Origin of the sequence: Lelliottia jeotgali (assembly GCF_016771845.1) — a bacterium.
GTDB lineage: Bacteria > Pseudomonadota > Gammaproteobacteria > Enterobacterales > Enterobacteriaceae > Enterobacter > Enterobacter jeotgali.
In genome coordinates this window covers 153,395-175,693 of record NZ_JAENMQ010000011.1, presented here as the reverse complement: position 1 = coordinate 175,693, position 22,299 = coordinate 153,395, and the positions used below count along the sequence as shown (strand labels likewise).

General features: G+C 50.9%; 19 protein-coding genes and 6 pseudogenes. 14 read left to right on the top strand and 11 right to left on the bottom strand.

Annotated features, from left to right (window positions below; translation table 11 throughout):
• Window positions 1-426: 426 nt before the first annotated feature.
• Window positions 427-543: an IS3 family transposase gene (locus tag JBO43_RS23240; RefSeq protein ID WP_407929817.1), complete on the top strand. Its 117-nt coding sequence runs from the start codon at window positions 427-429 to the stop codon at window positions 541-543.
• Between the two features lie 24 nt (window positions 544-567).
• Here JBO43_RS23240 and JBO43_RS18495 read toward each other — a convergent pair whose 3' ends face one another.
• The 7 genes from JBO43_RS18495 to JBO43_RS18465 form a co-directional block, all read right to left on the bottom strand.
• Window positions 568-756 (bottom strand): hypothetical protein, encoded by a 189-nt coding sequence (locus JBO43_RS18495; RefSeq protein ID WP_202668535.1) that lies wholly within the window; start codon window positions 754-756, stop codon window positions 568-570.
• A gap of 23 nt (window positions 757-779) precedes the next feature.
• Window positions 780-1,316, bottom strand: coding sequence for a fimbrial protein (locus tag JBO43_RS18490; protein ID WP_202668534.1), 537 nt, complete (start codon window positions 1,314-1,316; stop codon window positions 780-782).
• A 26-nt stretch (window positions 1,317-1,342) separates the two neighbouring features.
• Complete coding sequence (locus JBO43_RS18485; protein WP_202668533.1) at window positions 1,343-1,879, bottom strand: fimbrial protein; 537 nt, start codon at window positions 1,877-1,879, stop codon at window positions 1,343-1,345.
• Between the two features lie 76 nt (window positions 1,880-1,955).
• The gene (locus tag JBO43_RS18480) at window positions 1,956-2,933 is read right to left on the bottom strand and encodes a fimbrial protein (RefSeq protein WP_202668532.1); all 978 of its coding nucleotides are present in this window, start codon (window positions 2,931-2,933) and stop codon (window positions 1,956-1,958) included.
• A 71-nt stretch (window positions 2,934-3,004) separates the two neighbouring features.
• The gene (locus JBO43_RS18475; protein WP_202668531.1) at window positions 3,005-5,599 is read right to left on the bottom strand and encodes a fimbria/pilus outer membrane usher protein; all 2,595 of its coding nucleotides are present in this window, start codon (window positions 5,597-5,599) and stop codon (window positions 3,005-3,007) included.
• A 52-nt stretch (window positions 5,600-5,651) separates the two neighbouring features.
• Window positions 5,652-6,338, bottom strand: a complete 687-nt coding sequence (locus JBO43_RS18470; RefSeq protein ID WP_202668530.1) for a fimbrial biogenesis chaperone — start codon at window positions 6,336-6,338, stop codon at window positions 5,652-5,654.
• A 93-nt stretch (window positions 6,339-6,431) separates the two neighbouring features.
• The gene (locus JBO43_RS18465) at window positions 6,432-6,950 is read right to left on the bottom strand and encodes a fimbrial protein (protein ID WP_202668529.1); all 519 of its coding nucleotides are present in this window, start codon (window positions 6,948-6,950) and stop codon (window positions 6,432-6,434) included.
• 333 nt (window positions 6,951-7,283) lie between these two features.
• Between JBO43_RS18465 and JBO43_RS18460 the strand changes: the two are divergent.
• Window positions 7,284-7,763, top strand: a pseudogene (locus tag JBO43_RS18460) (hypothetical protein); the annotation flags it as partial.
• On the opposite strand, the pseudogene JBO43_RS18455 reads toward JBO43_RS18460, so the two are convergent.
• Window positions 7,764-9,033, bottom strand: a pseudogene (locus JBO43_RS18455) (DUF4158 domain-containing protein); the annotation flags it as partial.
• A gap of 159 nt (window positions 9,034-9,192) precedes the next feature.
• On the opposite strand from JBO43_RS18455, the pseudogene JBO43_RS18450 reads away from it, so the two are divergent.
• The 10 genes and pseudogenes from JBO43_RS18450 to JBO43_RS18405 all read left to right on the top strand — a co-directional run bounded on the left by JBO43_RS18450 (window position 9,193) and on the right by JBO43_RS18405 (window position 16,628).
• Window positions 9,193-9,777 (top strand): annotated as a pseudogene (locus JBO43_RS18450) (recombinase family protein).
• Window positions 9,778-10,163: 386 nt separating this feature from the next.
• A pseudogene (locus JBO43_RS18445) lies at window positions 10,164-11,636 on the top strand (SulP family inorganic anion transporter).
• Between the two features lie 18 nt (window positions 11,637-11,654).
• Complete coding sequence (locus tag JBO43_RS18440) at window positions 11,655-12,482, top strand: universal stress protein (RefSeq protein WP_202668527.1); 828 nt, start codon at window positions 11,655-11,657, stop codon at window positions 12,480-12,482.
• Window positions 12,483-12,563: 81 nt separating this feature from the next.
• Window positions 12,564-12,761: pseudogene (locus JBO43_RS18435) on the top strand (tyrosine-type recombinase/integrase); the annotation flags it as partial.
• A 98-nt stretch (window positions 12,762-12,859) separates the two neighbouring features.
• Window positions 12,860-13,177 (top strand): Tn3 family transposase, encoded by a 318-nt coding sequence (locus JBO43_RS23235; protein WP_202668526.1) that lies wholly within the window; start codon window positions 12,860-12,862, stop codon window positions 13,175-13,177.
• Window positions 13,178-13,228: 51 nt separating this feature from the next.
• Window positions 13,229-13,462, top strand: coding sequence for a type II toxin-antitoxin system CcdA family antitoxin (locus JBO43_RS18425; RefSeq protein WP_202666431.1), 234 nt, complete (start codon window positions 13,229-13,231; stop codon window positions 13,460-13,462).
• 2 nt (window positions 13,463-13,464) lie between these two features.
• Window positions 13,465-13,776 carry a CcdB family protein gene (locus JBO43_RS18420; RefSeq protein ID WP_202668525.1) on the top strand — a complete coding sequence of 104 codons (312 nt, stop codon included), beginning with the start codon at window positions 13,465-13,467 and terminating at the stop codon, window positions 13,774-13,776.
• A gap of 406 nt (window positions 13,777-14,182) precedes the next feature.
• On the top strand, window positions 14,183-14,968 hold the full coding sequence (locus JBO43_RS18415; RefSeq protein WP_202668524.1) for a TraX family protein: 786 nt from the start codon (window positions 14,183-14,185) through the stop codon (window positions 14,966-14,968).
• Window positions 14,969-15,660: 692 nt separating this feature from the next.
• Window positions 15,661-16,161 (top strand): annotated as a pseudogene (locus JBO43_RS18410) (kinase); the annotation flags it as partial.
• A 227-nt stretch (window positions 16,162-16,388) separates the two neighbouring features.
• Window positions 16,389-16,628, top strand: a complete 240-nt coding sequence (locus tag JBO43_RS18405; RefSeq protein WP_202668523.1) for a hypothetical protein — start codon at window positions 16,389-16,391, stop codon at window positions 16,626-16,628.
• Window positions 16,629-17,546: 918 nt separating this feature from the next.
• On the opposite strand, the gene JBO43_RS18400 is transcribed toward JBO43_RS18405, so the two are convergent.
• A complete protein-coding gene (locus tag JBO43_RS18400; RefSeq protein ID WP_202668522.1) occupies window positions 17,547-17,930 on the bottom strand; it encodes a hypothetical protein in 384 nt (127 codons plus the stop codon).
• A 743-nt stretch (window positions 17,931-18,673) separates the two neighbouring features.
• Window positions 18,674-18,970: a hypothetical protein gene (locus JBO43_RS18395; RefSeq protein WP_202668521.1), complete on the bottom strand. Its 297-nt coding sequence runs from the start codon at window positions 18,968-18,970 to the stop codon at window positions 18,674-18,676.
• Window positions 18,971-19,543: 573 nt separating this feature from the next.
• Here JBO43_RS18395 and JBO43_RS18390 point away from each other — a divergent pair.
• Window positions 19,544-20,314 carry a hypothetical protein gene (locus JBO43_RS18390; RefSeq protein WP_237730116.1) on the top strand — a complete coding sequence of 257 codons (771 nt, stop codon included), beginning with the start codon at window positions 19,544-19,546 and terminating at the stop codon, window positions 20,312-20,314.
• Between the two features lie 91 nt (window positions 20,315-20,405).
• Window positions 20,406-21,101, top strand: a complete 696-nt coding sequence (locus JBO43_RS18385) for a hypothetical protein (protein WP_202668520.1) — start codon at window positions 20,406-20,408, stop codon at window positions 21,099-21,101.
• A gap of 46 nt (window positions 21,102-21,147) precedes the next feature.
• On the opposite strand, the gene JBO43_RS18380 is transcribed toward JBO43_RS18385, so the two are convergent.
• Window positions 21,148-22,230, bottom strand: coding sequence for a competence protein CoiA family protein (locus JBO43_RS18380; protein WP_202668519.1), 1,083 nt, complete (start codon window positions 22,228-22,230; stop codon window positions 21,148-21,150).
• Between the last annotated feature and the right edge of the window lie 69 nt (window positions 22,231-22,299).

Genomic DNA, 22,299 nt, shown 5'->3' with positions numbered 1-22,299 from the left:
TCACCTGCCACGGAGCGGACAGGTTAAGAATATGAGCGTAGAGGGACTTTTCGTCCATAGCGGTGACCTCTGGCGATTAAATACACCATCATCATGCCTTCAGCCACCACAACAAGGGAAGACCCATTTTTGAACAGGGAATTCTGAAGTTGATTGAGGTATATTCATTGAATAACACTCATTTGCTCTTTGATCTAGAAAATGTTTTCTCTGAGCCGAACCTCGGGAATTTAATATTAATGAAATAAACATGGGGGATGTGCCGAAATTTGATAACGAGAATAATTCCTGGCTGCTGACTCTGCCTGAGAGCCATACAGATGGCCATCAGGAGATAGAATATAAAGCGGATTTTAAAGCTAATATATGGGATTGCACGACTGAATTGGATCTAACGAACTTTATTCCCTTAATGAATATTAAAATGTGGATAACTTAAAACGAGACACCATTGGCTGCATTGATTATTATAACCAATTGAGGATAAAAGAAAAACTTGGTGGTCTCAGTCAGGTGCAATATCGATTAAGTCAGGCTGCATAAGTTGTCCAAGGTCTGGGCCACAGCTCAGGATGATGGACCGTTGCTGCAACGGCGCTGAGCAGTATCGGCCAGCCGGTCGGTATCGTGCAGGCGTATCAACGAGACGCGGTAACCCAGCAGGGTGGGCTCAGGAAGCGCCGGTATTATCCAGTAGCTAAAGACATGCTTTTCTCTCTTTTTGGTGTGGGTTGCCCACCAGGCTGAGGCCAACATCGCCCCGGTAGGCAACCGGATGATTACTGGTAGGTAAAGTTCACCAGCACGCTGCTGGACACCTGACCGGCTAGGGTACCACCGGTGGGCGTATACAGCCGGGCCGCCAGAGGGAACGTGGCGGTGCCGGTCTGCGTGTCCACGTCGACGCTCATGACGCTGCCAGTGGATAGCACCGCCGTGTGGTCGCTGTCCTTGGCCATCTGCACCGCCATGTTGAGAGCCGCAGTGGCCACCGGTTCGGTATTGGCAAACAGGGTGGCGTTGGTGCCGTCCGGCGTCCCAGTATAGGTGGCTTTGACAGTGGTGGTACCGGCCGGGCAGTTGGTCAGGTTGAGGGCAAAGCTCTTCCAGGTTCCAGCGTCATTGGCATGCTGGAACTGGGTACGGCCCAGCGCACCCAGGTTGACCTCTTGCCCCGCCACCAACACCGGACTGACAGTACAGGATGAAGCGATAACCTTGCCGGTAATATTGACATCGGTGGCATGCGCCTTCGTGCCCGGCAGGACCGTGAGGGAGGACAGCAACATGTTGAGCATAAAAACACGTTTAAACATAAATTCTCCAGCCAGAGGTAACACTATCAGTTGTAGGTAAAGCTCATCAGCACCACGGTACTGATGTTGCCGACGGTGCCACCGCCTGTGGTACTGTAGGGGCGAGCCTGTAGGTCAAAGATAGCTTTTTTGCTGGCGTCGACGTTGACGGTCATGGTGCTGTTCTTGCCCTTGTCGGCGATGGTGCCGGAGCGGTTCTGCAACTGAACGGAGACATTGTTGGCGTAACCGGTGCCGGTGGTGTTGGCGTACTTGCCGGCATCGGCGCCGTCGGCGGCGCCGTCAAAGGTGGCCCTGACTGAGGTAGTGCCGGCCGGGCAGTTGCTCAGGGTGACATCGAAGGTCTTCCAGTCGCCATATGAGGCGGCCGAATTCAGCACGGCCGCGGTGACATCAGGCATGGACACATTATAGATGCCGCTGTTGTCGACAGTACACGCTGCGGCCGTGACCTTGCCGGTGATGTTGATGGTCACCGGGTCGGCAAATACACTGGTGCTGATGAGTGCGCCCATTACGACCAGGGCCATAAGTCCTTTTTTAACAGAATGCAAAGTCGTCATGGTGAATATCCTTATTATTTGAGGTTGCGTGCGTTCGCGGCCAGTTATCTAAAAACAGACTGGCCGAGAGTACTTATTATTGGTACGTCAGGTTCAGCGTAGCGGTAGCATTGGCATCACCGGGTGTCACCGTGCTCGCGGTCTGAAAATAACGCGCGGTAAAGGCCCCAGCCGGGAATTCCAGACCGCCGCTGGAAGTTTTAAGTACTACGTTAGTGTTATTTCTTAATATCGTACCGCCATACAACAGCTGAATACCGACGCCGCTGGCCACCCTCGCGGTTCCCGCCCCGGTTAATTGGATGACGCTGTTATCAGATGTCTCGGTATTTTGAGTGAAGCTGAGCGAGGCATTAATACGCGCCCCCACACCACACTCCAAGCCAATGGTAAAAGGTTGATCGCCTTTGGTGGAATTGACGCTGGTAAAACTGCTGGCTAATACTGTATCTAGGGGAACACTGATATTGGATGTAGTAATAGAACAAGAAAGTACATTAACAGTGACAGGAGAAAAATTATAGGTAAACACAGGGCCTTTATCAAGGCTGGTAATAGATGTTCTATGGTTCATGGTAATTGCTGGAATATTTACAACACCAGATACTATAGAGCTTGTTTTCACTAAAGACCAAGAGTCAGTAAATGTCGTGACACCATTATAAGTAATCCCCCTTACGTTTACGGCTGAGTTGTTTATAGCCGTGTTCGTCATTGTTTGATATGTGCCCGTGGCGGAGTTAAGGTTTACCCATTTAAATCCCACACCGTTTAGATCTGTGTTTCTGTAGTTAGCGACAGGACTGCTACCATAATCTATGTTCGAGGAACTTGAATATATATCCCACGCACCATCTTGATCTTGAGTGCTTCCTGTTGGTTCACAGGTGATTTTTGTAGTGCTTTGCGCAGTGGCAATAACAGTACCCACAGTAGCATCCCGCTGAACAGTGACAACTGCAGGGAAATTAACAGTTGTATTTGGTGAAGTACAGGTCCCCCAAGATGGTTTTGAAATTATTAATAAAAAAAATATTGAGAAATAGTAACCCATGCATTTATTTCTTACGTTCATAAAATATAAAATTCCTCTTATGGATTAAGGTATAATTACCGGATAGCCACTCAGATGCATTGCCCGTTAATGGTCGCAATCCCGTTCATATTTTGTGACAGGCTGTAATTAACGCGGCACTGTTCATCCGCGCTGCTGCCCCATTGCGCTTTCAGCTGGCCGCTTTGCGCCAGACCGGTCAGATACACCTGACCTGCATCCCCGACAATAAAGCTCTCAGCATCTTTGCTGCCGCTGACTGACACGATGCTCCCAAACGGCACCAGCTTGCCGCCTTGGTACAGCAGCGTCATCAATACCCGGTTGCCCACGCTGGTCTGGTAACGCGCCCTGACCACTGCGCCCCGCGTTGGCACCACGGTCTGCGTGGTGATGGCCACCTCGGTGTTGTCGGCAAAGCTCTCGGTATTGAGCGTAACGTCGTTCTTGCGGTACGGGCTGGCATACGGCACCACTGCGTACCCCCGGAAGTCAGTCTTCACCCCGGTCTGCCCCTGCACGGCGACGCTTTTCGCATCCGGTGCGGCCACCAGGACCACGGTTTCACCCAGTGGTTGGCCGAATGTCACGCCGTTTTCATGGGCCAGGAGGCCACCCTGCACGCCATAGTTCAGACGTTGGCTGTCATTGTCATACGCATACCCACCGTTGACTTCGCCGTAGGTAGCACGCCAATCTGCATTGACACTGCCACTGTTGCCTTGTCCTTTCGTGCCATACCCTTCCTGCACGCTCCAGTTCAGGTTGTTGTCTTCCAGCGCCGTGCCGCTCACGCTCACGCTGTGGGTGGTGTTGCCGTTCTTGCTGCTGTTAGCCATGTAGTTGGTGTGGCTCGTGCTTCTGTCCCCGAACAGCTTGCTCAACGGCACGCTCACGTTGGCCGCAAGCAATTGCTCCTCGTCGTATGTTCGCCCGCTCTTTCCTGACACAGCGGTGCCGTAGGATGCCTGCGAGTTGCGGTTGTAGGTGTAGTTGACCCCGTAGCTGATGCCGTCCCATGAGTTGTTGTAGCTCACCCCGTAAGACTCCATCCGCCGGTCGGTGTTCCAGTAATCTTCGCGCGCTGCGGTTATACCCAGGTTGCCGCCGCCCGGCCACAGGTCCTGTGACAGCGTCAGCTCCGCCCGGTTGCGTCGCCGCTCCTGCAACGAATAGCTGTCGCCGCTGGTGTAGGTGTCCAGCACTTCCTGCATGCCCCAGTAACCGTCAGTGGCATAGCGGTCACCAGCCACAGAGAAGTTGCTGCCGGTTGTCACGAAGTTCTTGCTGTAGCGCACGCGCCAGGACTGGCCGCTTTCCTTCTGCTGGTCTTTCTGTTTCGACCAGGCCTGCGTCACGTCGACCGAAAGGGCACCAAAATCGCCCAGGTTCTTGCCGACACCCGCCGCCAGAGACTGGTATTTGCTGGCAAACTGGCCGCCGCCGTAAATAGTGAACCCGGCTGGCAGGCCGTAAATCAACGAGCCTTCGCTCAGCGGGGTCTTGTCCACGCTGTTGTCGTACGAGCGGTACACCCCGGTGGTGGCCGAATATTTCAGGCGGCCTTCACGCTGTAACACTGGCAGAGAGGCGAATGGAATGACCAGCAACTGCTCGCTGCCGTCGGATTCCTTGATGGTGACATTCAGGTCACCGGAGCCCCCGGTCGGGAACATGTCGGTGATTTCAAAGCTGCCCGGTGATACATAGGCTTGGTAAATCACATAACCGTTCTGGCGAATGGTCACCTGGGCATTACTGCGGGCAATACCACGCACAATCGGCGCATAGCCCCGCAAGCTTTCCGGCAACATGTCATCATCGGATGCCAGTTGAGCCCCGCGGAACGGGATACTGTCAAACACGTTGGCCGCGGTGGTGGTATCACCGGCGGTCAACTGGCTCTTGAGGGCAATGATGTCGCGCTGGGCATAGGTGTAGACCGTGTCCCACTTGTCGGTGGTCTGGCGATTGGGGCCTTCGGTACTGCTGCGGGTCCAGGTGGTGTAGTTGCGCAACCGCCACGGGCCGATGTTGATACCGGGCCGAAGGTTGATGTACTGACTGCTGCTGTCATTGCCGTGCCCGCTCTTGGCGTTGTTGTTTGAACCGGTGACGCTGTAGTTGAGCAGGGCAGCCGGAATTCCCTCATCCCACGACTTCGGATCCACCCAGCCACGGGCAGAATTGTTGACCGCCGACTGCGGAAAGCTCAGCAACAGCTGTTGGCGGGCAAAGCGGAAATCGCTGCTGGCCTGTGGAATGGCCGCCAGGTTGGCGCAGTCATTGCCCGGAGCACCAAGATCCGAGAATTTTTTGATCAGCACGCCCCAACTGGCGAGGTCGTCTACCGGGATGCAAGGCTGTAGGGTCTCATTGCCCTTGTCGTCTTTGCCCAGCCGGAACTCCACGTTGCGGGTGTCCATCCTTTCGTTGTTGATGAATAGGTCAACCCGGTAGGTGCCGGGCAACTGACTGCCCTTGTTCTCAAAGGTGGTGAGGTCTACGGCCTTCTGGCCTGGCGTCCCCAATTCAAGCAGAGCGGGGTTGAAGTAGTCCCGCGCCTGTGCCGTCATCGTTGTCCCGGACATCATCGCCATCTGGGCCACCACGAAGTGGGCCAGGTGGCTCAAGCGCAGGCGCACTAGGGGTTTATTATTGTTCATCCTTCGCTACTCATCTCGCTCCTGAATATCCATGCTCAGCATCAACATGCTGTCAGTGCCCCGAGGTGTGCTCTGCGCCGATACCGCCATAATCACTGATGAGTTTCCAAGTGACCGGACCACTTGTATTGGCCGGGACGGCAAAGGTAGCCTGGCCCATCGGGAGCACGTAGGTGATGTCCTTGACCTCACGCCCGCCGACTTTGACCTGCTGGAAGTTCATAACGAACGGCGTCGGGTTGGTGACAGTTAACCGGTTGCCGCTCTGTGCCCAGGTCAGTTTGCTGGTGATGTCTTCCGGTACGCCCTTTAGGCCCTGCGGGCGGTAGAGCAGCTTGATGCGGGTCTTGACCGCAATCTGCAGGGTGTTAACCCCTTCTTTTTTACTGCCCGCCGGGATGGACTTGACGTTCAGCCAGTAGAGCGACTCGCGGTCTTCTGGCAGGCTGCCACCGGTGCGCACGATACGCAGCAGGTTCTGCTGGTTACCGTCGAGGCGGAACAGCGGAGGCGTGATAATAAAGGGGGCTTTCTCAGCGCCACCGTTTTGGGTCTCCGCCCAGGACTGGATGAGATAGGGATTGATGTCAGTGTTGGTAACGTTCAGTGAAGCCTCCTTCTTACCGCCGTTGTATATCAAGCGGGTGCCGCCGACGGTGACGCCACCGATGTTGGCCGCCTGCACGAAGGTGCTGCTCAGCAATAAAGAAAAGCAAAGGACTTTAAATCCGGTATTCATGACAATTCCGTACTCCGAAAAAAGGCGGATCGACCGGAGTCGACCCGTATGGATAACTTCCCAACCAAGACGTGGCGAGGAGGCGACAATCGATTAGTTGTAAACGATTGTGAAGTTGCTGGTCGAGTTCGCTGGACCGGCAGTCACAGGGAGTGAGGTAGCCAGGTAACGGGCCACGAATTTCAGGTCGTTGGTCCCGGCAGTCAGGTCATAAGCGGTAGAGGCAGTGTACAACGGCACGACGGCGTTGGATTTATCCATCAACTGAATACCCACGTTGGTGACTACGCCGGTTTCCTGCGTTAGCTGCAGGATGGTGTTGTCGTTGGCATCAGCCGTGCCATCAAACTTCACTTGTGCCGAGGTAATTGAAGCCGGGCAGTTGGTCAGGTTGATTTTGAACTCGGTCGGTGCAGCACTCAGGTTACCGGTGGTGAAGGCAGAGCTGGCCACGGTACCCAGAGTCACGATTAGCGGGTTGGTCATGTTGTTGGTGACGGTGCACGCATCGTCAGTGATAGCACCAACGAAGTCGATTTTACCGTCAGCAGCAAAGGCAGAAGAGGACAGAGCTCCGGCAATCAGAGCAGCAACAATCAGATTCTTTTTCATGTAAAACATCCTTTAGTTCGAGATGTGCGCATCTCATTTCATTGATAGTTATGTATTTCGAGCAATTATTTAGCAACCAGCAATCAAGTTAAAAGTTTAAAATAAAACATTTACAATGATATTTATGGTTATTTCAGGTGTCGCACTTTTTCATATCTGACGCTTAATAACATTCAACGTCCTTCTGTGACAGATTCACTGTAAAAACAGGATGTGCGCGTAAAACCTCAAGGGCTTCGCGGATGACGCATGATATTTGCAAACAATCTCTAAAAACCTATGCCTGAAGGGATTGTCAGAATGTTGTAACTGATAATTCCTGAAGGTGAAAATATGACAGGCTGCAAATGGCGTATAAGCGATGAACTTTGGGAAAAAATGGTACCACTTATCCCTCAGCACAAAACTAATCATCAGCTCGGTACTCACCATAAACGCGTTGATAACCGCGCAGACATGGATGCTATATTATTTTCTCTCAGGACGGGCAGCATGACCAAATCACCGCTGTCAGGAACAAAAAAACAGGCAGTAATCCTACGGACAGAGGGAAACAAGGAGTAAAGTGCAGTCTGATGATAGATGCGAACGGGTTTCCTCTGTCGCTGGTCGTCGCATATCCAGTCCCGTAAAGAAGAGTCAGATACCAGTAAAAACATAGAGTTCAAAGCCCATTACAGGATTGTCGAGAGGACTCACAACTAGATGAATTGCTTTCGCCGTGTCCTGACCCTATGGGAAAAGAAGGCCGAAAATTACGAGGCCATGTTGCATTTTGTCTGTAGTATTATCATCTGGAATAAAACCTTAATGGAGTTGTTTACGGTACATTTCCGTTATGGTGCGCATCGCTGAGCGCCTGCGCAGCAGGTGTCGCCATGAACTGCAATGCTGACAGCATACGCGGGGCGTATTTACGCAGCGTGCTGTATTTTTCGGTGATCAGGTGAAGTGGGTCAAAATTGCCTTTACGGGACAGAAACCGCGTTTCCTCCACGCTGTTGATGAATTCCTGCCAGGGAAGGACGTCTTCTATTGCAGCCCAGGGATCTTCGCCAGATTTTCTGGCGTTAAGTAACGCCTGCCCGACGGTAACGTACTGCTTCAGCTTGCTCTGAATAAGCTTTCCCGTTTGCTGGAGTTGTTCGGCCTGCGTGCGTTTTGCCCGGCTGAACAGAGTACCCAGAATACGCTCGTGCAGATCAATGACTTCGTCAGTCAGGGTGGCCCTGGTCTCTGTTATTATACAAACCAGCGTAGCGTAACGTCTGACATCGGTGAATTTTGCCAGGTCACTGCTGCTCATTTTCCTGCCCTCACGCGCCAGTTTAAGCAATCTGTTCTGGTGAACGGAAAGCGCAATTCCATCAGGCAATCCCAGCGCGGCGATGGAATTAAGTCGGTCGATATGTTGCAGCACGTTTCTACCGTTGATTTTACCCGGAGGCTGAAGTAGCCAGGCCAGACGGGAAGGCTGTTCACCCTCTGATATGAGCAGGCTGTCGAGTGCTGATTTATTCTGCTGTTCCAGTTGCGCGGTAAGTGCCGAAAATACGGATCGGTCAGCGAGCGTGACGACTTCGGCAAGCGTCCTTTCAATCACATCAACAGAAGGGAAAATAACATTATTGTTATGTAACCAGCTGAGCATTTCCTCCGCCAGCATAAATCCTTTGTCAGTTCTCATGGCATAGGGGTGCAGATGCCGGATACAGTCTTTTTGCAGTGACCGACTAAACGGGGATAATTTCAGGTAGCGATAAAGTTCGGTCAGATGTTCCCAGCGGGTTTGCTCTCTCGATGCATATTCTTGCCATAAATCAGGCTGAAGTTTCAGTCGGGAAGCAACCCTGGATACAACGCCATTGTGAGGGGCACTGCTTTTGTCCGGAATAAATCCAGGTCCACGCAGATAACAGAGTAATACAGCAAAGCCCAGGCGATTCGCTGGCCGTCGGTGCTTATTAATGAGCGCAACATCCTGTTCATTTAAAAAGCACATCCGAGTCAGAATCATTTGATCATCTGGAATAACCAGCAAACGTTCCTGCTCTTCACTGCTGAGTATTTTTCTCCGGGGCATAAATGCTTCCTCTGCATATAGTTTATTCGAGTTATCGCTTTGCACTGACCGAAACCGGTCGGTTTCGTACACCTTCTAATATATGTGTCCGAAAGTAAGTGAAATTCATTTCGTACAGGCGCTATAATTCGGACATCTATTTCGTACGGAAAGTTTCCTATGTCACGAGTATTTGCTTACTGCCGGGTTTCGACTCTTGAGCAAACCACCTAGAATCAGCGAAGGGAAATTGAAGCGGCGGGTTTTGCCATCAGACCCCAGCGACTGATTGAGGAACATATAAGTGGTTCGGTTGCTGACAGCGAACGTCCCGGATTTATCCGGCTGCTTGATCGCATGGAAAATGGTGATGTGCTGATAGTCACCAAGCTGGACCGTCTTGGGCGTAATGCCATGGATATAAGAAAAACTGTTGAGCAACTGGCTTCGTCAGATATTCGTGTTCACTGCCTGGCGCTCGGAGGTGTTGATTTGACCAGCGCTGCCGGGAGAATGACGATGCAAGTGATTTCAGCGGTGGCGGAATTTGAACGGGATTTGCTTCTTGAGCGTACACATTCAGGTATTGCGAGAGCGAAAGCAGCTGGAAAGCGGTTTGGTCGACCTTCTGCACTGAATGAAGAACAGCAACTTACAGTGATCGCTCGTATTAATGCTGGGATCAGCATCAGCGCCATTGCCCGGGAATTTAATACTACCCGGCAAACCATACTCCGGGTAAAAGCAGGACAGCAATCATCATGAATGTAGCTCCTGCTTGACGACCAGCTATGTGCCAGGGATTTCAAAGCAAAATATGTGTATCACTTGTTGGGGGGACTTATGTACTGAACCTCAGATTTGACCCTGCCTGTAATTTGTTTATAGTATTGAGCGGCTTTGGTTTGGTCCTGGCTCAGACCTTATGCCTCTCATTTATGCCGGGCAACAGACCCGGCAATACATGCACTCTCGCTTTGGAGAATCTGACAACCGTTATGCGTATTACGCCACCCTGAGTTTTTCCTTCCTCCGTCGTACTGAGCGAACCTCAGAACGCACTCAATAACATCCCGTCTGCGGATGGGTTTCACCGTACATAAAAATGCTGCCTTCAGGGGCTGACTGTATCTAAAAACTGAGAAATTATTATGTTGCTGTCCTCGACGCGTAAGGACTGGCTGGGTAACGTCCGTGGTGACGTTCTGGCTGGTATTGTTGTCGCGCTCGCACTCATTCCAGAAGCGATCGCCTTTTCCATTATCGCCGGTGTCGATCCCCAGGTGGGCCTCTATTCGGCGTTCTGTATTCCTCTCGTTATGGCCTTCTTTGGCGGGCGTCCGGCGATGATTTCTTCCTCCACCGGTGCAATGGCGCTGCTGATGGTGACGCTGGTGAAAGATCATGGCTTACAGTATTTACTGGCCGCTTCCATACTAACCGGGGTATTCCAGCTGATAGCCGGTTACCTGAAGCTCGGTGGATTGATGCGTTTTGTTTCACGCTCAGTGGTCACGGGATTCGTTAATGCGCTGGCAATACTGATTTTTATGGCGCAGTTGCCTGAACTGACCAACGTGACCTGGCATGTTTATGCCATGACTGCGGCAGGGCTGGGGATCATCTATCTCTTCCCTTATATCAACAAAACCATTCCTTCACCGCTTGTGTGCATCGTGGTGCTGACCGGCATTGCGATGTAGCTGCATCTGGATGTACGAACCGTCGGGGATATGGGGAAACTTCCCGACAGTCTGCCGGTTTTCCTGCTCCCGGACGTGCCTTTAAATCTCCAGACGCTGCTCATCATACTGCCATATTCTGCGGGGCTTGCCGTGGTGGGTCTGCTTGAGTCGATGATGACCGCCACTATTGTGGATGACATGACCGATACGCCAAGCGACAAAAACAGGGAGTGCAAAGCTCAGGGCATCGCGAACATCTGCACATCCTTTATCGGAGGAATGGCAGGCTGCGCGATGATTGGGCAATCCGTTATCAACGTAAAATCCGGTGGACGCGGACGACTTTCAACCCTCACGGCGGGCGTGGTGCTGCTTTGCCTGATTGTGTTCCTGCGCGACTGGGTCTCCCAAATCCCGATGGCAGCGCTGGTCGCGGTGATGATTATGGTTTCCATCGGGACATTCTCCTGGCGCTCCATTGCCAACCTGCGGACACACCCCCTTTCAACCAGCGTGGTCATGCTCGCCACTGTCGCGGTTGTAGTGGCAACACATAATCTGGCCTTCGGCGTGCTGACCGGCGTACTGATTGCTTCGCTCAACTTTGCCGTATCCCGGTTCATGCGCGTAACGTCAGTTCTGGAGGGAACGAACCGGACGTATACCGTCACCGGCCAGGTATTCTTTGCATCAGCTGACCGCTTTACGAGCCACTTTGATTTCCGTGACGCGATTGAGAATGTGGTGATAGATGTTTCACATGCCCATTTCTGGGACATCACGTCCGTCAGCGCCCTGGATAAGGTGGTCATTAAGTTCCGCAGAGAGGGCACCGGGGTTGAGATACGTGGGATGAATGAAGCCACCCGCACCATCGTTGACCGGTTTGGTGTTCACGATAAACCTGAAGAAGTTGAAAAACTGATGGACGGTCATTAACAGACCGGAGGGAAAACTATGAATAATACTGTTACAGCCTGTGTGGATGGTTCACTTTCAACGCGGTCAGTGTGTGAATATGCGGCGTGGGCAGCCCGCACTTTGCAATCACAGCTCGCACTGTTGCACGTTATCGAAAAAGACAGCACCCCGGTAGTGTCAGACCTGACCGGCACTCTCGGTATAGACAGTCAGCAATTGCTGACCGATGAGCTGGTAGAAATCGAAGGGCAACGTAATCGTCTGCTGATGGCCCAGGGGAAAGCAATACTGGAAAGTTGTGCTGAACTGCTTCAAAAACAGGGAAGCCCGGATGTGCTTTTGATGCAAAAACACGGTACACCGGATGAAGTTCTGGCAGAGCTGAGCGACCTTCGTCTCATGGTGCTGGGGCGTCGGGGCAGCCAGCATCCGGTAGGCTCTCATCTGGAAAGCGTTATTCGTCTGCAAAAGAAACCCCTGCTGGTTGTTCCGGAGAACTACTCCGCACCTTCCAGAGCCATGTTTGCTTATGATGGCTGTGAAGAAAGCAGGAGAAACCTGGAGCGTCTGACGATGATTCCCTTACGCAGGGGGCTGGAGTGCCACCTTGTCATGGTAAACGGTAAGAAGGAAGAGCTGCTGACCGCACAACAAATTTTACGTGACGCGGGTATAGAAAACAGCACAACACATCTTACCGGGCAATCAGTCGGGGATGCGCTTATTCGTTACGCCGAGGAAAATGCTGTCGATCTGATAGTGATGGGGGCCTACGGCCATCCCAGGTTGCGGCAATTCTTTATCGGTAGTCATACCTCTGAAATGCTGCAAAAGACGCAACAACCGCTTTTGATCCTCCGTTAGCAATGAAAAGGGGCGGGTACGCTCGCCCTATTTCATGAAGTGGATTAGCCGTCTATAACAGGGACCACTCTGGATCGGCATGAGCGCCAGGCCGGAATTGAGAAATGCGCGCCGCACGACCTGAGAAGAACCTTTGCGACGGCGATGCTGGATAACGGCGAGGATCTGATTACGGTGAAGGATGCGCTGGGCCACGCCAGCGTCACCACCACCCAGCAGTATGACCGGCGCGGGGAGGCACGTCTGCGCGCAGCAAGAGACCGTATCATCTTGCCCTGACCATTAACCTTTGCATCTAAAGTAAATCAGTTTGCATTATCTGGATATGTTTCACTCAATTTCTTTTCATCGGACATGGGATAATTTACTGAAATTACATGGATGCAGCAATTCAGCAGCTTAGGCGTAAGGATTATCAGGTTCTGGATTCAGACGCTAAGAAACTTTCACCATTACAATGTGGACATATCAATATGCAAGGACGTTATTCCTTTGCGGTGCCAGAGTCTGTCAGTAAAGGAGTTAAGGACACTAGATGCTGCCGGTACTTCACCGGACTTAATTTCTGGGATCTATCTTCCGGAAAAAATACCCTTGCAAACGTCAGCCCACCTATCAGTAGCGGAAGGCTCAGCGGGATCGTGAGCAACAGGAGCGCACCCGTCAGCGCCACCGCGCATTTAGCGATGATGTGATAGGTAATGGATGTGTGTATACTGAACACATTCAAGCAAAGGAGGCCGAACATGGCTACTCAACGTACTACCCAAAACGTTAATGTCACCATTGATCGTGACTTACTGAGTCGCGCACGTGCTCTGGGTATCAATCTGTCCCAGACGTTCACAAGCGCTATTGATGCCGAGCTACGTAAACACGAGGCGGCGCGCTGGAAAGAAGAGAACGCAGAAGGTATCGCGAACCTCAATGCCTTTCTGGAAGAACATGGCAGCTTTTCTGATCAATACCGGACATTCTGATCATGCAATTTACGGTTTATCGCAACGCGAACAAGAGCACCGTTTACCCGTATCTGCTGGATGTCCAGAGCGACATCATTGACGATTTAGATAAACGCATGATGATTCCATTAAGTCCGGTTGATAAATTCCCAGGGAAATGGCCTGACCGCATCATGCCAATTGTCCGGCTGACTGATGGCAATGATTATTTTGCTATCGTCATAGAAATGGTCGGCGTACCAAAACGGGGGATTGGCGCTGATTTTTGCTCGGCGATGGCTTATCGCAATGAGATTAAAGCTGCCATTGATTTCGTACTCGATGGTATTTAATCCGGTTTCCATAGGTCACATGCAAGACAATTACAACTCCGTTGGAGTACAAGGGTGCTACTTTTCAAGAATCATTATTAAAATGATCTGCGATATTGATTTTTTCTCTGCGCTAAATTATAAATAGATGATAAATATACTAATTTGTGCTAAATAACCCAAGCCTTCTGCCGATAATGATATTATCAGACAGGAAAGGTTATGAACGATTTTCATATTTTAAGTCTCTGTATTCAGAACAATGACATCAACGGTGCGATGCTTGTATTTCGTGATAAATCAGAATTTGCCGCCCGTAAAATCCTTGAACGTATCAAAGTGCGATTGCCAGTTGATACCGGTCGCCAGTTCTGGCGCTGGCTTCAGAACTGGCTTATGAATAAATGCCGGAATGAGACGAATTTTAATGAATCTGCCAGTTCCTCGTCATTTACCACGACAGAAAGGATTATATCGGGACAGTCTGAATCCGGCAGCTCTGGACGCAGTCAAAATAGTGGCGCTTCTGTCCATGCTGGTCGATCACACCAACACATTGTTTCTGGCGAAACCAGAACCCCTGCTGTATGCGCTTGGCAGGATGGCCTTCCCCCTCTTCACGCTTATCTGGGCGATGAACGTATTCAACAATCCCGCTCGTCTGCAGCAACGCGCAAACCGTCTGTGGGGCTGGACGTGTCTGACTCAGCCGGCATTCACACTGGCGTTTCATCATCAGATGCCCTGGTATGCGCTGAACATTCTGTTCGTGTTCGCGAGCGTCACACAGCTCTTTGCCCTGCATTACCGGTTCGGGAGCCGTGGAATTTTCTTCGGGGGGATAATTCTCGCAGTTCTGGTAATCCCGCTCACTCCCGGAAGCTATGGCCTGCCGGGTCTCCTCCTCGCCGCTTCACTGGTACTGATGTTTTCTCCTGTAGCAGCTGGCTGGCGCCGTGCAGGGGCAGTCGCAGCTATCCTTGCTTTATTCTGCCTCAACGGAATGACGCACCTGATTTCATCCCCGGTGGAAACGCTTCTGTTCGCAACGGTCCCCACTCTCGTTTTTCCTGCAGTGGTCGTTATGCTGGCGCGCGATCACGTTCCGGATAACATTCAGCGTTTCATGCCGCGTCATTTTTTTTATTTCGCTTATGCTGGCCATCTTTTACTGGCAGGAATGCTTCTGTTATGGATGCCCGTCAGGGCATAAAGGCGACAAATAGTGTCACGTTCTGCGCTGAAGGCTGGTGTCGCCGTGACCGGCGTCAGCCGCTGCAGTTTGACAGGTTCTGCCTTACCCACCCCATTCCCTGCAAAGCCATACCCGCTTAAAGCCATGAAGAAACTTCTTTTGCGCGGTCGGAGTGAACCCGTCAAGGCTCTTAGCCGCTGACGGGTTGTATCTCCGCGTTAGCGCCGTGAGGCGCTTACGCGCGTGTACAGCTTTACGTCCCGCAATACTACATACAGCGACCTAAAATTCTAGTTACAACATTCCTTTTAAAGCGAGGGTGTTCTGGCCCTTCGGGCCGGGGCTGCGTCGGTTTAGCAGGGGTCAGGGGTATGCTCAATGCTTGATTCTGGCCAGACCGGGGCCCGGCGCCTGCGACGGGAGGGACCTCAGTTTTTTCTCTGAGCGCATGGCCGTCAGGCCATTGCATGCGAAGGCATTATGATTTATCCACAGTGTTGCGGAAGACAAAAATTTATCCTGTCATGAAATGAAAAGGGATATAAAAAAGGGGGGTAGATAATTTTGCGGGTTTGCTGTTATTCCTTTCCAGATTTGATTATTTATTCATTTGCGGATTTCTGTGGATAAAATTTTTTTGGCTTCATTCTGTGCCGTTCTGGCAGGGAATTCAGCATCAGAGATGGGATAACCTGGTGAGGATGTACAAAAAACGCCCAACAGCCGATGAATGGGAAAGTGCTCTGGTTAAAACAGTCGATCTGATACAGCCCTGCCAGAACAAGGGGGGGGAACAGAAATGGTACGTTTTCTCAGGTAAGACAAAGCCGATTTGTCCTTATTGCGGTACGCCGTACAAGGGTAAATTACCCGTGCTAAATTTTTACTCTTCCCGTAAAGAAGGCAGCTATCGTCCTGACGACCACCGGTTGATGGTCTGGAGCGGGCAGTCTGTATATGCATGGCATGTGAATCGCCTTATCGCACCAAATGAACGTACAACGGATGCACAAAGGAAGCGAGTTGGTTATTTTGTTTTCCATAACGATCAATGGTGGTTAGTAAATGAAGGCATATCTGGGCTTATGTCATTACCGGATAAACGACAGATTGCCATTGGGGCAAAAATTGAACTAACGAATAACGCTCAGTTTGTTCTATCAAAGGAGGATGGCGGCAGGCTTGTCGTCGTTCAGTTAGTAGAAAACTAACGGCTTACCATAACGAATAAAACGTACTGGCAGCATACTGAACCTGATTAATGACTCATTATATTAAGTTGTGTCAAATTTAAGCTGCCAGAAAAAAGCTTAATGCATCTCGGTTGGTTCGGGAAAAAAATTAAACCCAAAGTGCGTAATCGGCTACCTCATTTCCTGATCTCATATATAACATGTCATATAGTACATATGTAAATTAAACCACCGATGAGGCTATTATGGATTTTGATGCGGGCAGTTTCTCTGATTTAGCAGGCAGTGATTTAGGTAATCGTCTGTGGTCTTTCATGAATGAGCGTGAAACCGTGGTTCGCATGGAAACGGGGACGTATTTGTCTCGACCCGCACTTGAGGGTGTTCAGCCCAGTATACTTGAGCATTTTGGGAGTGAAGTGAGTAATGAAAACAATGACCGAATAAAGCAAATGCTTGGACGAATGGCCCGTCAGGTGATGTAGCATCATGGTTACCAGCTCGACCAAATGGGCGTCAGACTGAGAAGAAACGAGCTTTTTTTGAGCGCTGCACGTTACAAAAAGTAATATCAACCATAATCCCACCAGCCGCTTACGAGCGGCTTTTTCATATCAGACACGAAACGGGGTCCCCTTGCAAAACGGGGAATATCTTACACTTAGCCTATTTTTGTACCGACTGCTTGACCCGTTCCCCATTGCTTAAGACAACTCAAAGTAAGTGTATGCATTCCGACCGTCAGCTTCATGCCCTGAGACATTCGACAAGCTTTTTATGGCTTCAGTAAGGGTTATCATCCAGTGCGGCAAGCATTCTTGGGCGTATACACGGCACCATGCCCGGAAGGGATTTGAACAGCCCCGCATTGATTATCCGGTTCACAAAATGGCGTTTATCTTCATCTAACTGACGATGCTGCTCAACCAGTTGCTGGAGTAACCGGATACTTCATTCACCAGCAGTTAAAGTTGAGCTTGCAGCTACGTCATTGACAGATCGGAGTTTTTGACCGAGCGCATCACCCCTCATGTAAATAAAAGTCTGCCCATCAAAGCATCAGGTGGATGAGTGCTTAATGAATTGCATGCCATCATTCCAAATATAGAGGAGAACACATCAAACCCCCATGAACCTTGCCATTCTGCCCGTACCTGACCTCCCCTACATGCAACACTGCCACCCTGTCAGACCGCCCGCACTTTACGAGGAGATAATGAGAAAAAAAGAGAAAACAAAAAGATATCGCCTTGAAGACCGGCGAAAATGCCAAAATCAGGCGAAGCCTGAAAGCTCCCTTGGGCTTAGCAGGGGCATGTGGGATGATGGCATGCAACTTACTGACCTTACCACGGGTACTCTGCTGGTTTAGCACCCGGGTCTGCATCGAATACTGCACCCGATCACCAGTCCGCCGGATATCGCGGCCAGCTCAGCCACATATCCATGACCTGAGTTTCGCTGATGACCATGGCATAAACCCCGTTGTGCTGGAAAAAATACACCGGCGCCGGGGAAGTGTCATCGCAAGTCACCGTACCGATGACCTCGTGCGGACCCGCCAGCCAGGGGATAAAATACTCATCCGGCCGAATGCCATTGTGCGCCGTGGCCATCGCGACAAAATCGTCATTGCACTTACGTCCCAGACATCCCCGGTACACCTCACAGGATATCGAGACACACTCGCCCTCTTCAGAAAATGCCGCCCATGCCGCCCGGGATTCGGCACTCAGGTTTTGCATATGGGTCACAACATGCTGCTGAAACTGTTCCGTGATCGTCACTCGTTTCTCCTCGGGTGAAATGTGAAACCGACAGCGTCCATTGTACCGGTTCAATGTCGCCGGTTTTTCTGCTACCGGCCCGGATTAGCCGCTATCACGATGTATCCTTCCATCTGCCTGAATATTCCCCACCGTTTATTGTCCGGGTGAAGTCTCGTTATGCAGATCACGCAAAAGGGAGTCGCCTGGAATTCATAAATTACCCTACGTTAAGCATTAACGGGGGATTTCGTTCAATTGAGACCGTAAGGGATGTACGGAGCTACCAGGCTGTCCTTTTCTGGTTTTGTCTATTTCGGATAGAGCTGCGGCATAGTGTCCAAAATCGCTCGATTTCGTACACAAAACGCTGTAGCCCTACAATCTGAGGGATCACCAATAGTCATTTGGTTAAAAAGCAATCTAAGCGTATGTTGTTTTCTCTTTTCCAAGCGGAGCCCTAGTGCAAGGGATGATTACTTGAAAGAACTACACGCTAATGAGATTTAGCATTTCTCTTTGGCCGACTTAAGATGTAGATTAAATCCAAAGCAGAAATGAAAAATAAAACGCCAATCCATAAAGCACTTTTACTAATTACAAGAGGCAAAACTATAGCGAAAGCAACAGCATAAATAAAAATTCAAACCATAGTATCTGTTATTAACATAAAAACCTCACATTAATTAATTACCAATATTAATATCGGCACCGGTCGATAAAGCTTTAGTTGTTCTCATTGTACGTCTGAACAATCACACGCATTAAAATTTCTGTTCATCAAGAGATTTGAATTTCTCAAATACATTCCATTTTACTTTTTTAAAGTCAGATATTGCTATTAAAGCCTCTTTTGCTGATGATCCTGGTTCGACTTGTGCCTGTACCCACGGTAGTAACTCGTCAATAACATCATTTTTCATTTGCTCCTTGCTTTCCAGCAACCGGCTATGAAACGCAAGAATATCATTGACCAGCATGCCCTCTGCAACTTGCTGGAATGTTACCCCTTCTACAGGATCAGTTAAGGTTTCGAGCCTTTCTCTAATCGCAGTTCGCATACTTTCGTCGCTAGATATTGGCCTGCAATTCCTCCACAAGTTACAAAGATTGTCAGATATGATAATACTTGTTCTTTTACATGAACTACGTCGGACGAAGTTAATTTTCACAGAACCAAATCCTAGCCTTGTTTAACCTGAGTTAATATTTACTCACCAAGAGAGCGTTGTCAATGCTGATTAAAAAGGCTCATCACGTCATCATAGACAGCCCGTTGAAATTTTCTGCAAAATATTGGTCGTCTACCCGCGAATCCAGAAAACCTAATCATTCCTTTTGGACTGAAATCACCCATTAAGCCTGAATGCTTAACGTAGGGTAATTTCCGAATCCCAACCGCCCCCCAAAAGAGCGCCTTAATTCGAATTCAGGCGTAAAATCAGAAAAATTCATTCAGTCAATCCTGTTAACGACGTGAGGCCATTGTGAAAAAAATCCGGGCTACGGAAGTGAAATACATTAAGCTGGGCGAAGGAGGCGAATGGGAGCACGACTGTCTCGCATCCGGCACTATCCGATTCGGCTAACATGATACGCCCCACCAGATATGCCTTGATGGAAAGTGGGAGGACGTGCATAAAGTCTGGATGCCTCTCAGAAATAACAATCCGTCGACAGCCACAAGTGATGTCAGGCAGATAAAAGCGTTTTACACCGCCACCCTCGACATACTCTTCATCACCTTCAGCCAGGGATTAATGCACTGGTGTCAGCCCTGCGGCGACGTCACCGAACTGGAAGATGGAAGCAGGATGCGGCCGACAGTGAACGGCTGGCACAGCCACAGTCTGGCCGGTCACCTTCTTTCCCACCGCGCCCTCAGCGGTGAGCTTCTCGCGACCCGGAATTACCGGGGCACCATCTGCGATATGCGCCTCGCCAGCTACGTTCTGCGTAAAATCAATGACGAGCTGTCACCGGAGATTATCGCCGCCGATCTTGCTGAAGCTCAGTACCTGAAGGCTATCTCAGGGCTGTGTAGTTTGCTGACCTGGCAGGATTTTGAGCTCCTTGTTGATCTAATTTTTTCCTCCAGTGGCTGGCGGAGAACCGGCTCGCTTGGCAGGACACAGAAGATGGTCGATATTGAACTGGAGCTGCCTACCACCCAAGAGCGAGCCTTCGTCCAGGTGAAGTCTGTCGCCGACGAGTCCATATTGTCTGAATACCTGTCGCTGTTCCAGGCAAGCCACAGCTACAGCCGGATGTTCTTTGTCTGGCACCGGGGGACTTTACGTGAGGATCGTGAACACGATGGAGTCACGCTGATCGGCCCCACCCGGCTGGCAGAACTCATCGTGACCAGCGGGCTGACACGATGGCTCAGAGATAAGGTGTCGTAACAGGCCAGTCTGGCTTTTACATACAGCTAATAAACCTGCATTGGCCCAAACACAATCGGGCCATTCGTCCGTACATGACAGGGAACACTGAATGAGAACGTTAAAGAAAATACTGTTTATGGTCGGTGTTTTTATTGCCTTTAAAGTTATATTTTTCTTCGCCGCAGAACTGCAACGCAACAGTGTGCAGGCTGAACCCTCCACTGCGTTATCACAGCAGCCCACACCGGACACACTCCCGTCCCCGGGCCATCATCGCTATGTGGTGGGCAATGGCATGAGTGTTGAGCTGCCTGAAAGCTGGCATCTGTTGTCTTCTGACCAGATATCCGCGATTAAAAAGCGCGTACCGGCTGATGGCACCCCACCAAATCTGACGCCGCTTGCCGCTAATTCAGACTCCGACGCACAGCGGAATACCGGGATTTTTCGGGCCTCTTTTTCAGCCGCAAGCTTGACCGACGCAGATATCAAAGGCGCCAGCAAAGCCGATCTGGATGAAATGTGCCACCTCATGGCGGGCCCAATGGGGGAATCCCTTGGTAAATTGGGAATGAAGATCGTCACCGCCCCTTCATGCTCGGTCGCCGAACTGGCAGGTAAAGCCAGTGTTGTGACACGCTATCAGCGTACGGATGGCGTAACAGATGCTGTCTGGCAGGTGGAGATGCATCAGATTCCCGCCGGGAACGGCATCGCCATCATCACCACCTCGTTAAAGTCGGGCGGAGATGACAAGGTCAGGATGCAGCTGCATGACGCGCTGCATAGTATCCGGTGGAATTAAAGGGGCTACCGGCCATCGAGCGCAGTCACCCCAGTAGGACCGGAAATTAATGGTCACAATGGCGCTCAAAGAGCTCCCCGGAATAACCTATTTCCGGTTGCAGGTCATCGCTTTTCGTGACAAACGCCTCGCAGAGGCGCTGATTAAAATAACCTATGCGGACCAACTCTCCCAGGTAGTCCCGCTCCTCCTGAGTGAGGCGCTGTCCCTCGTCGGTGTCGGCTATCATGTCTGAGAAGGTTGCCAGTTTTTCGATGCTCACTGTGTCGCAATTTTCAAAACAGTGCAGCCGAAAGTAACGCAGGAACAGCGGGAACTCATCTGTCTGTGCTATCTCGGTACCCCGAACCGTCAGCCGACTCAGGCAGGTTATCGTCGACCGACGCTGCATGATTAACGCATTCTGGCTGGCAGGTAACGTGTCCCGCATGATAATTGCATGGTCGGCAAGGCGCTGGCGAAGAGGACCGGCTTCCGCTGGCTCCCGGCCATGATAGATTTTTTGCTTTTCACCATTGAGCTGATGAAGCACCGGATGATACAACCACTCCCGGGACGCAGCATTCCCAGTGATGAGCTCCTCGATGCATTCGCTGTAGGTACAGTGCCGCTCACCTCGTTGTACCCGGCCCAGCTCGAATTCGAGATCAGGCACATCAATCCGCAGGGCAGCAACCGGCTCAGAAGGATGGAGTTGCTCAAAGGACAGGCGGGATGCCAGCGTTCGGTCAAGATCCAGAAAAACCCCGACCCGGAGTTTATCAATAGTGACCACCAGATCAGCGGTAGCGCCAAACATCTGCTGGCTTTCTTCCACTTTGTCCAGAGTGACTGTACCGCCTTCGTACCCTTCGAGCACGTGCGGCACCGCCAGCTGACATTGTTCGTTCAGAATTTCGATGATCTTGGCCCGGAGAGCCTGCATAAGACCATCACAGTCCCCAGACAGACAAGTCGAGTGGCTGAAGTGCCAGAGGTTGACCTCTCCCTGCTTAGCCACCAGCTCTGTCTTACAGCCGGGGCAGATACAGCCGCAGTCCGTTCCCCGTTCCACCTCAGTAATATCGAGGATCTGTCCTGTTTTTTTGTGTATACCGAATGGTATCCCGTAGGTGTAACTCTTTCGCATATTCGCCATCCCCCTCTTCATCCCGGAGACAGTATATCGAATAGCCGCTCAGCGATTTTTTATCAGACC